General features: G+C 40.4%; 13 protein-coding genes and 1 pseudogene. 2 read left to right on the plus strand and 12 right to left on the minus strand.

Annotated elements, in window-relative coordinates:
• Nucleotides 1-73: 73 nt before the first annotated feature.
• The 7 genes from ACIGG7_RS08040 to ACIGG7_RS08070 all read right to left on the minus strand — a co-directional run bounded on the left by ACIGG7_RS08040 (nt 74) and on the right by ACIGG7_RS08070 (nt 3,894).
• Entirely contained in the window at nt 74-496 is a 423-nt protein-coding gene (locus tag ACIGG7_RS08040) for an SRPBCC family protein (RefSeq protein WP_397549366.1), read from the minus strand.
• Between the two features lie 283 nt (nt 497-779).
• On the minus strand, nt 780-1,322 hold the full coding sequence (locus ACIGG7_RS08045; RefSeq protein ID WP_397549367.1) for a ribonuclease FAU-1 family protein: 543 nt from the start codon (nt 1,320-1,322) through the stop codon (nt 780-782).
• A 16-nt stretch (nt 1,323-1,338) separates the two neighbouring features.
• Entirely contained in the window at nt 1,339-1,548 is a 210-nt protein-coding gene (locus ACIGG7_RS08050) for a hypothetical protein (RefSeq protein WP_397549368.1), read from the minus strand.
• Between the two features lie 21 nt (nt 1,549-1,569).
• Entirely contained in the window at nt 1,570-2,343 is a 774-nt protein-coding gene (locus tag ACIGG7_RS08055) for a class I SAM-dependent methyltransferase (protein ID WP_397549369.1), read from the minus strand.
• Nucleotides 2,344-2,370: 27 nt separating this feature from the next.
• Nucleotides 2,371-2,541, minus strand: a complete 171-nt coding sequence (locus tag ACIGG7_RS08060) for a hypothetical protein (protein WP_397549370.1) — start codon at nt 2,539-2,541, stop codon at nt 2,371-2,373.
• Between the two features lie 54 nt (nt 2,542-2,595).
• Nucleotides 2,596-3,258, minus strand: a complete 663-nt coding sequence (locus tag ACIGG7_RS08065; RefSeq protein ID WP_397549371.1) for an AraC family transcriptional regulator — start codon at nt 3,256-3,258, stop codon at nt 2,596-2,598.
• Between the two features lie 312 nt (nt 3,259-3,570).
• Nucleotides 3,571-3,894: a hypothetical protein gene (locus ACIGG7_RS08070; RefSeq protein WP_397549372.1), complete on the minus strand. Its 324-nt coding sequence runs from the start codon at nt 3,892-3,894 to the stop codon at nt 3,571-3,573.
• 435 nt (nt 3,895-4,329) lie between these two features.
• On the opposite strand from ACIGG7_RS08070, the gene ACIGG7_RS08075 reads away from it, so the two are divergent.
• Nucleotides 4,330-7,362: an efflux RND transporter permease subunit gene (locus ACIGG7_RS08075; RefSeq protein ID WP_397549373.1), complete on the plus strand. Its 3,033-nt coding sequence runs from the start codon at nt 4,330-4,332 to the stop codon at nt 7,360-7,362.
• A gap of 185 nt (nt 7,363-7,547) precedes the next feature.
• Here the strand turns inward: ACIGG7_RS08075 and ACIGG7_RS08080 are convergent, their stop codons facing one another.
• Entirely contained in the window at nt 7,548-7,976 is a 429-nt protein-coding gene (locus ACIGG7_RS08080) for a hypothetical protein (protein ID WP_397549374.1), read from the minus strand.
• A gap of 267 nt (nt 7,977-8,243) precedes the next feature.
• Between ACIGG7_RS08080 and mraY the strand changes: the two genes are divergently transcribed.
• Nucleotides 8,244-9,200, plus strand: coding sequence for a phospho-N-acetylmuramoyl-pentapeptide-transferase (gene mraY / locus ACIGG7_RS08085; protein ID WP_397549375.1), 957 nt, complete (start codon nt 8,244-8,246; stop codon nt 9,198-9,200).
• An 82-nt stretch (nt 9,201-9,282) separates the two neighbouring features.
• Here the strand turns inward: mraY and ACIGG7_RS08090 are convergent, their stop codons facing one another.
• The 4 genes and pseudogenes from ACIGG7_RS08090 to ACIGG7_RS08105 form a co-directional block, all read right to left on the minus strand.
• Nucleotides 9,283-9,711 carry a hypothetical protein gene (locus ACIGG7_RS08090; protein WP_397549376.1) on the minus strand — a complete coding sequence of 143 codons (429 nt, stop codon included), beginning with the start codon at nt 9,709-9,711 and terminating at the stop codon, nt 9,283-9,285.
• Between the two features lie 50 nt (nt 9,712-9,761).
• A pseudogene (locus ACIGG7_RS08095) lies at nt 9,762-10,294 on the minus strand (GrpB family protein).
• A 41-nt stretch (nt 10,295-10,335) separates the two neighbouring features.
• Entirely contained in the window at nt 10,336-10,662 is a 327-nt protein-coding gene (locus ACIGG7_RS08100) for an antibiotic biosynthesis monooxygenase family protein (RefSeq protein WP_397549377.1), read from the minus strand.
• Between the two features lie 45 nt (nt 10,663-10,707).
• Nucleotides 10,708-11,235: a DinB family protein gene (locus tag ACIGG7_RS08105; RefSeq protein ID WP_397549378.1), complete on the minus strand. Its 528-nt coding sequence runs from the start codon at nt 11,233-11,235 to the stop codon at nt 10,708-10,710.
• Nucleotides 11,236-11,429: the final 194 nt, after the last annotated feature.

An 11,429-nucleotide genomic window follows, 5' to 3' on the forward strand; every position in this document is an offset into this window, starting at 1 on the left:
CATTTATATAAAAATCATCCTTCAGTGAGAGGATGATTTTTATAAAGGCACTCATTTAGACTAACTCTACACCTCACTTAACAAGCGATGCTCTAAGATTCACACCATACTCCATGTATCCCTTCAAGCATGTTAGCATATACACCCAGCCTTCTTTATTGTCTACTAACTGGCTGATTAAATTTTCATTGATCTCGTCGAATCCTTCTTCTTTCACTCCAACGATCGTGCTGCCATTTTCTTCTTGAATAAAGGTTATGGTCACTTTATGGTTTCCTGCCCATTCGAAAACGATCTTCTTTTGTTCTTGGACTTCTAATATATGAATATCACCTTGTGCGTCATACTCATCATATCTCAAAGTAACCGTCTTTCCTTCCTGCCACCTTTCAGAGCTTGAAGAAAACCAGAACCCCCCTATCTTTTCAGGATTAACAAAAGCCTCGAAAATTTCATGTGCCGGCTTTTGAATTTTCATTTGAGAGATAGTATTCATTCGTCATCCACTCGCTTTCATTTTTATACTCACAATATTATTTATCACTCATTATACCTTAGGCTCTTCCATTCGAAATCCATTGATTTACAAATTCTAAAGAAGGTATATTCATTAAATTTGAGATCAACAGAAGATCAGTGGAATCACCTGAATGGTTAGTAGGTTTGAGAGGAAAGTTAACTAAGGCAATGAAGAATAAATCGAAGTATTTCGGAAAGGATTTTTAATATAAAAAGGGTGCCTGGCTCTTTATGCTGAGGTTCAGACACCATTACTCTGTTTACTTAAGTTCGTTCTCGAGCATTCTCCTATGCTCGGGAGCCAGTTTTAGTAGCATAAATTCATCATTTTGAATTTGCTTCATAATCTCTCTGCTTTCATTCATAGCCAAATCATACAAGTTATCAGAAATCATGCCTTTTGTATACGCCTGCTCCAGCTCATCCTCGTCCAATAGATAGACCTCACCTGATGGCAGCACTACAACATCCAAATAGAGATCATCCATCCATGGAACATCATCCTCCACTCCATTTTCCAGGCAAATATCGATGTACCATTGCACAACCTCTCCATTTGCATCAAACATGGTAGTAACGGAATGATGTTTCCCAACAGGGAACTGCTGAAGCCACATATACCCATTATCAACGATGCATATTTCTTTATCTCCGTATCGGGCGATTAATGGTTCGTTCACTTTCATTGTATTCAACAGAGTAATGTATCCATGGAATTCCTTCGTGTTAAGAGTGGTTTGAGCGTATTTCCTTTGGTTTACTCTCTTCCAATCGGCACGGTTTCCGTACTTTCTTTTAAGCATGTAAGAACCCCTTCAATTAATTTTCAGCCAATCCCAATAGGTCAGCAACAATTTCAGCGCTCCCAGGTGTAAACATAAAAATAGATAACCCAATCAATGCAGCACCCATTACACCATAAAGAAATACCCTAGGCTTAAAAATGGAGCCCTGCTTAAACGCCTGCAAACCTGCCCCTAAAATAAGAAAAAAACCTAAAAATAGAATAGCAAAATAATAAACTCCCACTAGATCACCCCGTTCAATTTTTTAAACGACTAAAAAGAAATGGCCACAGTCATACTCATTTAATTTCAAGATGTATTTGTAGTTTTCATGCCATTTTCCATTCTCCAGATCCGTATGCAATTGATCCAGGCACCTCTTAACTTCCTCTTCTTTCGCAAGAGGAGAAGTGCCGCGTTGAAAATCCTTGTCTAAGTATAGTTCAGGTTTTCTCCAGCCAGTAAAGAAAAACTGATCCATCAAATCATAAGGCAGTGGATAAGGAACGATATCAACCGGACGTTCCACCTGCTCCTGGAGTAATTTAGATAAATCCTTCATTGGAGGATGAATCTTATACGCATTTTTTAGAATTGGACCAAAATAATCAAACAGCCAGCATTCCTCTTCGCATAATCTAGGATCTAGTGTAAAAATGACGATCTTACCATCTTCCTTTAACACTCTCTTCATCTCACGGAAACAAAGGGATAATTCTTGAAAATGATGAGAAGCAAGCGTGCAAATAATCCCGTCTACAGACTTCTCTTCTAAAGGGATCCTCTCTGCAAACCCTTCTTTCCAAGTCATATTTATGTGTTGCTTGCCTTGATTTCTCATGATTTCAGATGGTTCAAGAGCGATAACCTTATAGCCTTTATGTGCAAGTTCATAGCTGTAATTTCCAGTACCCGCACCAATATCTAAAACGGTCGCATGTGGATGTAGCATAAGTTGTTGAAGTATCTTTTCAGTGATGCGTGGATCAGCTTTTCTGGTTGTGTTATAGGTCTTTCCTATTTGATTGTATATAGGCATTCACTCTTCACTCCTCTTTAGCAAGTATCAATTTCCCAGGAACCAAACCACACTGAAAACCACCATAAGACTCCCCCACACCACACTCGAGAATAATAATGTTTCTCCTTTTTTATATCGTTTAATAATCGTCAACCCGATCAATTCAACCGTAACGGCTATTACAAACAAAATACACAGCAACACGAAATGATTCAATGATATTCTCCTTCACACTCATTTCCTTTGCTGAATGACTGATTTAAAAGATTGTCATCGATTCTGACGACACTCCTTAATCATTTCAAAATACTGCGTATCCCCTAACCCATACTCTTTAAAATTCTCGATCAAAAGAGACACGAGCTCCTCTGCCGGGACGTCATGATGCCTCTGAATATACAGCATAAGATCGCTATCCTTCTCCAGATAATTCAAATATCGTTCAATCCCTTTAGATAAAGGAGTCAGACCAACATCCTCAGGCAACGTTTTATTGATCATCACTTGTTTGTAAAGTGCGGCATATCCTTTTGCCTCTAAGCTGTAGTCACCTACAGGCTGATACTGATGATCGACAAGATGGAGATCAATCTCACCCTTATAATTTCTTTTGTCCAACCAGGCGAGTATCGTCAGAAGGTTCATTTGACAGAACATATCTTCATCAAACCACAAGGCTATTCGTTCAACGCTTCCTTTAAAAAGGGGCTGCAACGGTTTTAAAGTGATCTCAGCATATTGAGCCGGTGTTACATGATGAACCATTGCGCGCATCTCAATAAACGCCTCGGAAAAAATGTCTTCACAGGTTTCCCCGTAACACATGGCTTCGTTAAAGGGAGTCATCGTTTCTGGTTCAAGAAGCTGTGACTTTTCAAAGTTCTTATACATCTCTGTTCCATTTAGAATATGTACCGTTTTTGTTTGAATCATATGGACACCTCCACTTTACAAAATAAGAATGCATTTCAACGGACTTCTACTCTCCTCCTGCCTTAGAAGAACTTGCGTAGAAATTATTTCTCATAAGCATACATAATAATCTCCATGCCACTATGTGTCTTACGCCAATCGTAGACCACGATGACCTCCTGACCATTTCTATCCTCAACATCCGTCTTAAATTTCTCTATAATCTCTTCAATGATCATATTTCCCTGAGTTCACTTCTCTTCGGTCATCATATACGATGGTGTAATCAACTAATTTATTTGAGATATTCATATCTTGCATGTCCTCCCCTTATTACGGCCCTGTCCCACAAGCCACATCATACTCTTCATTCTCATTCGCCTTCGCATAACATATGCTGGCTGTTTCACCAGTAGGACTATTGTAGTCATACCAATAAACATGGTACTGCTGACCATATTCTTGATCCTGATAATCCTCTTTTTTAATGAAGGCAAAAAAGCTTTGATAAGGATGCCCATCCTTGTAAATGGCTTCTCTTAAAGCTGACCTCGGTGAATCATGATCGTGAATTTTTGGAGCCAATAGTGGTGGCAATGCAACGAACACCACTGCTATCAGTAAAATAAACGCTAAAACCTTTTTTCTCTTCGCCACATGTTCCCCTCTTTTCTAATGAGTTGTACACCAGCTCAATTCCAATTATTCCAAATTCTTCATTATTAAACAATCCCTCATGTGACTATATCCCATTCACCTCTCTAACTTTTTCATATTTTTGTAAAAAATACCAAGAATATATTCCCATACTTTTCTATTCATACTATAATTCTATATTGTGACATGTATCTTTTTACATATAAAAAACGATCACAGCAGAGGCCAATCTTAAAAATAATTTACATTTTTTTAAGAATAAGAGGCTCTTTTCCTCAGTAAAATGAACTTTGTGGCCACCTGTTGGGAAAGTCAGGTAAACTACGCCTCAAGACCTAGGCGAATATTAGTCTGGAGGAGGCTGTGATCAGGTCAGGAATCAAGTATCTTTAAAAAGAAGGTTTCAAAACCAAATCAGTATTAGGGGGGAAACACATGCAAGCTTTAACCAATTGGGTATTCCGCAATAAGGCGGCCATGGGACTCTTTATCGTCATCACATTGCTTATCGGCATCATTAGTTATTTCCGTTTGCCTATGGAATTCTTGCCAGAAGCGGATAATCCACAAGTCACAGTCGTGACCCTGGGACAGGGGTATGACGCCGGATCCATGACAACGAATATCACAGAGCCCGTGGAACAGGCGGTCGCATCCATTTCTGGAAAAACATCGATCCTATCCACTACAGGGGAAGGGTATTCCCAGATTTCCATCAACTTTGATTCCAAAACAGATATGAAGGAAGCCAAGTTGAAAGTGGAGGATGCCATTAAAGGGATTCAGCTTCCTGAGGGAGTCGGCCAACCGCAGATCTCTCAGCTGAATACGTCAATGATTCCAATCGGTCAGGTTTCCGTGACATTTGATGACGGATTAACGAAAAAGAACCTGGATCTCGTCAACGACGAATTCAAACCACTGTTTGAGAATCAATCCGGTCTGTCTCAAGCCAGTGTCGCCGGTGAAAACAGTGCACGTGTCCAAATCAACCTTGACCAAGATAAACTGGAAAAGTTACATATCCCGGTTAACGCGGTGATGGGAGTGCTGCAAGGACAACATGTATCTGCTTCTGCCGGAAGCACAACGATTGATGGGCAGAAGAGTACCATCAACGTAACGGACAATTTGACTTCCGTAGACGCATTGAAAAACTTGCCTATTCCGCTGCAAGTCCAGAACGCTCCTGTCGTTAAATTGAAAGACATCGCAACCGTTGAAAAAGTAAAAGCAGAAAACACAATCACACGAGTAAACGGGAAAGAAGCCCTGGCCATCATCCTGTTCAAAGAAAGTGATGCCAGTGCGGTAACAGCAGGAGAAGAAGTAAAAGACACAGTAGATAAAATCAATAAAGACTATGACGGTGTCGAAGCAAAGACATTGTTCACAACAGGGGATATGGTCAAGAACTCGGTGAACAGCATGGTTCGCGAAGTCGCCTTAGGCGCTCTGTTCGCAACGCTTGTGATTCTTTTATTCTTAAGAAAATTCAAGCCGACCCTAATTACCGTCGTTTCCATTCCATTATCACTTTGTATCACTCTATTCCTTCTCTGGTTATCCGGAGTCACCTTGAACATCCTAACTCTGGGAGGAGTCGCGGTGGCTGTCGGCCGACTGGTCGATGACAGTATTGTCGTCGTCGAAAATATTTTCAGGCGCAGCCAGAATGAGAAGCTGTCTAAACAAAATGTTCTACTTGCTACCAAGGAAGTTACCCGTGCGATTACGTCGTCCACACTCATTACCGTGGCCGTGTTCTTGCCGATGGGACTTGTCAATGGATCATTGAAGGCGTTCCTGCTTCCATTTGGATTGACGGTTACGTACTCATTGCTCGCTTCCCTGCTTGTAGCCGTGACGGTCGTGCCGTTGTTAAGCCGAGGCATGTTAAAAAATACAACCTTGCCTAAACACAACACGCCTCACCGCTACGTAAATGTGTTGAGATGGTCCTTAAATCATAAGTTCGTTCCGATCCTTTTGGCCATTCTTGTCTTTGGAGGCTCGATCGCTCTTTATATCACGTTACCGAAAGCAGCGACAAGTGCGAACGATGCATCATTTGTAGCTGTATCAATGAATTTCCCGAGCAATACGCCTAAAGACACCATTAAAGAGCGTATGACAAGCTTTGAAGATAAACTATCGGAGTTTGAAGGATTCGATTTTTTGATCACCCAGTATGGATCTAGTGAAGAAGCAGCTCAATACGGAGAAGTAAGTGATCCAGATACCGTTTCTTACAGCGTGATCATGAAGGAAGATGCTGATGCTGAAGCCTTCATAGAAAAGGTGAATGAAGCGAAAAAGGATGAAAAGGACGTCATCATCACGGCATCACCTGCATCCATCTTTGGAGGATCATCCAATTCAAGTATTACGTATGATATCGTCGGAAATGACACCAATGAACTTCTGAAAACTTCCAAATCGATCATGGATAAGATCAAAGATATCGATGGCGTAAAGAAAGTCTCCAGCAATCTGGAGAAAACGTCACCTGTCTTTACGGTGAACGTCAACACGGAGAAAGCAAATGCCCAGCAAACGGCCATGCAAATCCGCTCAATACTGAATCCACAGCCGATCGGGGTAGTCAACCTGGATGACCAAACGACTCCTGTGTTCCTGGACGCCGGTGTCGACCTCACGAAACAGGCCGATTTAAAAGGATTAACGATTGCAACGAACTCGGGCATCCAGCCACTATCCGATGTGGCATCCATCACGGAAGAAGAGAAACCGAGTACCGTCCTGCATAAAGACGGTGACTTATATGTCCGAATCACAGCCGAGGTAGACCCTGAAGAGCTTTCAGTCATCTCGAAAAATATCGATACGAAAGTCAAGGATGTTGAACTGCCAAAAGGTGTGTCTCTTGATACCGGAGGCGCCGCTGCCCAACAGGCCGACGACTTTAAGGATCTTGGAATGACGATGCTTGCATCCATCATGATTGTTTACCTGATCATGGTCCTTACCTTTAAGACATTGAAAGCTCCACTTGCGATATTGATTACGTTACCACTCGCTTCCATTGGTGCCGTCCTCGGACTGCTCATTGCCAGGGTACCTGCGGACGCAACGGCCCTCATTGGAGCATTGATGCTGATTGGTATCGTTGTTACAAACGCCATCGTCTTAATTGACCGCGTGAAGCAGAATGAAGAAACGATGATCATTCGTGACGCGATTTTAGAAGCATGCGGCACTCGTCTCCGTCCAGTTGTCATGACCGCGATTGCCACGATTTGTGCTATGCTTCCACTTCTATTCGGTCACACTGAAGATGGAAGTCTGGTATCGAAATCGCTGGCTGTTGTCGTCATCGGTGGTCTTGCCGGTGCTACTGTGCTGACGCTTGTGGTAGTTCCTGTGTTCTACGAATTGCTGTATTTCAGGAAATCGAAGCGTCAACGTGCTCAGCAGTTGGAAAGTGAAGAGAAAGTAGCTCAGTAAGGTTTATGATGCGCTGAGTGTATGATAGAAAAAGGTGCTTATCCGATTTTGGATAGGCACCTTTTGGTTTTAAAAATATGGAATGGGTGTTTGAATGATTCAGCTGTTGAACTTAGGCTTATATTCAGCTGCTAAAAATAGTGAAAGAATCAGCAGCTGAATCCAACACCTATCTCCTTACCTCATTAATGATTCACATATTCTTTCAATTCCTGATACATTCTTTCAATGACTTCATTCTTTCTTAGTTCAGGATTTCTCATCATACACTGAATGATCGCCCCCACTAAATCATTCAGATCACATTTTTCTTCAAATACTGTTTTTACATCATACCCTTTTTCAAAAACCCGAATGGCGACATGTGGTTGATCTAATCTATTGAATTCCCATGTGTACTCAACCGGTTCATCCAGCATTGTAAAATGGATTTCCTTTCTTGGGAATGCAGCCAAACCAGGTAATAATTGATAGACAGCCTTTAAAAACTCTTCCAATGGATTATGGAATAAGTAGGAACACACAAATTCAAATCTAGTTTGATCAATCCTTATGAAACCTGAAGCCCACCCTGTATCCGTTAATGCATATTGAAATTCTACGTCATTTGGCATATGTATCAACTCCAAAAGGTTTTATATCAGTTATCCTATCATTAATAACCATCTAGGTTCATGATGAATTCAGCTGTTGAATATCCACTTATAATCAGCTGCTGACATAGTTGGAACGTTCAACTGCTGAATATCGTTATAAAATCAGCAGCTGAACCCACCTCCATTTACTCACAATCTCCATTAATTTAAAAACACATTAAAGGATATCCATACTCTTCATAGAACTTATGTATAGATAGTTTATAAAAGAGGAGTAGATAAGAAGTGATTGATCAAATCATACCGGCAGTCATTGCTTTTATATTAGTTGCTGTACTATCTCCACTATTCATTGAACTCTTAAGAAAATTAAAGCTCCTGCAACCGATAAGAAAGGAACTTCCCTCCAATCATCAAATCAAAAAGGGTACTCCGTTAATGTTTGGAATCATTCTTTTTATAGGAGTGGTTGTATCCTTATTTTTCTCCCCTACGCCACTAATGTTCTTCTTGGCTATTACGTATATTCTATTCAGTTTTATAGGATTCTTGGATGATTTTTGGAAAGCGTCCCGTCAAGATCCTGGAGGTGTATCGAGTAGAATCAAGCTGATTTTCCAATTTCTTTTTACCGGTGTCCTGCTTTTCTACGTGATAAACGAGCTTGGGTTAGACACGACGATTCGTATTTATCAACATCTCTCAATTGATCTTCCAATGGTCGTATATTTCATAGTGATCACCTTATTTGTTGTGGCCTCTGCCAATGCCATTAATTTTACAGATGGCTTGGACGGGCTTTTAGGAGTGGTGGCCATTCCTACATACTTTTTCTTCTTTATGATTTCAGACAAATCAGAGGTACAGCTTTTCTGTTTAATCATGATTGGCTGCTTACTTGGCTTTCTCATCTATAACATCTTTCCAGCCCGAGCTTTTATGGGGGATACAGGGTCATTGGCGATAGGGGGATCCCTTTCCTTTCTTGCCGTTATCGAGAAAGTGGAGATCCTCATTCCCCTATTATTCTTTATTTATTTCGCTGAACAACTTTCGGTTATCTTACAAGTGGCATCATTTAAATCGACAGGGAAACGAATTTTCAGGATGACTCCCATTCATTATCACTACGGCTTAAAATATGGTTGGGGTGAAACGACCATTGTCACCGCCTTTGGGTTTGTTTCGTGGATTTGTACGTTTATTTGTTTCGCTTATTGGAAGTTTATTCTCTATCCATAAGGGATATAAAAGGAACTTCGTATGTTGAAGTTCCTTTCTTCATTCTCGATTAAAATCTCCGTCTTCGTCATGTAGAATGTTTTTACGAATCTATAGATTGCAACGCGTCAAACAATTCGTCCTGTATCTTTTCATCTTCGCTTACATAAAACACCAATAGATTATGTATTCCATATTCCTGATGTTCTATTAAATCATACGTTGCTGTTTTCTCTTCAAACGCCTGCACTGCTTTTCCCCGTTCATTTGAAGTGGGAAAAATATAAATAGATAAAGTGTTTCCCTCCAAACCGTACACTTCAGGTGTAACACCGTTTAATTTTTGAATAAAGACGTTCTCTTTTGGTAAATCTGACGTGTCTTCTAATTCCAACCCTTGTTCTCTGATTACATTTAAAACTTCTTTTAGAGTAATATCTTTCGTATTAGGGGAAGAGTCTTCTACTTCATTTTGGCTGCAAGCACTCAGTAAAAGGATGAATAGTACAGAGAATAATAGTTTTTTGGTCATATTCTTATCTCCAATCCTATTAGACTTCTCTTTCCTGCTCTCCCTTTTCATCAAAGCATTCCTTTTCTCAATATGCGATTGATAAATTCTGTTTTTCCTTCTGTATAAGAGTCTCGGCTATTTACTGTATCAGCTATTATCCTTTTAATCTGTTCATACTCGATAACAGCTTGTGGGTTATCCGCATATAATCTCTGAAGGCTAAATGCCTTGCCAGCTCTTTACTATCTTTGTTACATACATAAAGATGGTGTTCCATCCATTGTGTGCCTTCTCCGTCCCATGGAGTCAAAAGATTCTTTCTCCCAAATGCTTCTCTACCTTCAAAACTCCATTCTTCCTGATGAAAATACCCTATCTGTTCAAGTTGCAGAATGACACTATGAAAAACATCATAACTCTCTATCACAATATCAATATCCAAAATCAGCTTTGCACTGAGTCCTGGTATGGAGGTGCTACCCACGTGTTCAATCCCGATTATGACATCCTTTAAAGCAATACTCAAAACCCGTTTTATGGAATGAAATTCTTCTGTCCATCGATCATCATATTCAACAATTTCTATACCGAGTTCCGTCACTTTGCTCCCCCTTAATTACAAGGTGAACCTTACAACCTCCATCACATCTCAAAAAAGCGATCCCTTTCTACCTTACATACTCTTACAGCAAAGTTTTTGTACCATTCTTTTTTTCCTCTATCCTGTGCCACTTGATGGGCTGAATGTTCTTTCCACTGCTTGATGGCTTCTACAGATTCCCAGTAAGAAATCGTGATTCCCAGACCTTCATCACGGGCGCTTTCTATCCCTAAGAAACCTTTCTGTTGCGATGCTAACTCTACCATTTTTTCAGACATCTTCTCATACCCTTTGTCATTCTCGGTTCGTTCTGAAGCAAATATTACCGCATAGTAAGGTGGTTGAGGAGTTTTTGCCAATCCACTCAATTTTAGTTCCCCCAATATTATGTAATAGTCTTTTCCACGTTCACCTTAAAAGTTATCCGATTTCAAATACCGTTCCTCAATCAACCTACGATGATGAATCTCATGCCCGGCAATAATGTATCCAATAGCCCTCGCCGTAACTTCTCCACCATTTGCTCTTCCTCTCTGTACCAGGGCTTCCTCATCCAAACTGCCTAGAAGTAGAATAGTATGTTGGCGGACAAGAGATTGATGATGTAAAAGCTCCTGTAAGGAAAAACGATTAAATTTGCCCCTTTTCACATACTCATCATCATGATATCCCGGCAGCATTTCCTTTTCTCCTCTTCCTATAGAAAGAAGACGGTAGCTCATAATCCGTTCGGTGTCGGTTATGTGACCTAGTACTTCCTTGATTGTCCACTTTTCAGGGGCATATCGGAACTCGGACTTTTCTTCGCTTACATCTTTTAATAGATTGATGGTTTCCTTTAGTTGAGCATCAAGAATCTGGAGCAGATCTCCATCTGGTACGTGGTTCACATATCCCTCATAATATGGAGGATACTCATTCATTTCTGGTTTATTTAGCATCGTTTCTACTCCTTTTGTATGTACGTTATTCACATTCCAATTATTTCAAAAATGAAAGGTCCTGACAATCACTTTACTCAATTGATAAGCTTAATCGCCACGCAATTCCCCAGGCAATTATAGACCTGACCTATACTATAAGGATTGTATTTCCAACCTAAAACACTCTCCTCTTCAAGTGATACATTCTACTA

Origin of the sequence: Rossellomorea sp. NPDC077527 (assembly GCF_044542955.1) — a bacterium.
Lineage (GTDB): Bacteria > Bacillota > Bacilli > Bacillales > Bacillaceae_B > Rossellomorea > Rossellomorea aquimaris_E.

Bases quoted from the DNA above. Each gene is read 5' to 3' on its own strand.
- ACIGG7_RS08040 (WP_397549366.1), bottom strand. From the start codon at position 496: ATGAATACTATCTCTCAAATGAAAATTCAAAAGCCGGCACATGAAATT.
- ACIGG7_RS08045 (WP_397549367.1), bottom strand. From the start codon at position 1,322: ATGCTTAAAAGAAAGTACGGAAACCGTGCCGATTGGAAGAGAGTAAAC.
- ACIGG7_RS08055 (WP_397549369.1), bottom strand. From the start codon at position 2,343: ATGCCTATATACAATCAAATAGGAAAGACCTATAACACAACCAGAAAA.
- ACIGG7_RS08065 (WP_397549371.1), bottom strand. From the start codon at position 3,258: ATGATTCAAACAAAAACGGTACATATTCTAAATGGAACAGAGATGTAT.
- ACIGG7_RS08075 (WP_397549373.1), top strand. From the start codon at position 4,330: ATGCAAGCTTTAACCAATTGGGTATTCCGCAATAAGGCGGCCATGGGA.
- ACIGG7_RS08080 (WP_397549374.1), bottom strand. From the start codon at position 7,976: ATGCCAAATGACGTAGAATTTCAATATGCATTAACGGATACAGGGTGG.
- ACIGG7_RS08090 (WP_397549376.1), bottom strand. From the start codon at position 9,711: ATGACCAAAAAACTATTATTCTCTGTACTATTCATCCTTTTACTGAGT.
- ACIGG7_RS08105 (WP_397549378.1), bottom strand. From the start codon at position 11,235: ATGCTAAATAAACCAGAAATGAATGAGTATCCTCCATATTATGAGGGA.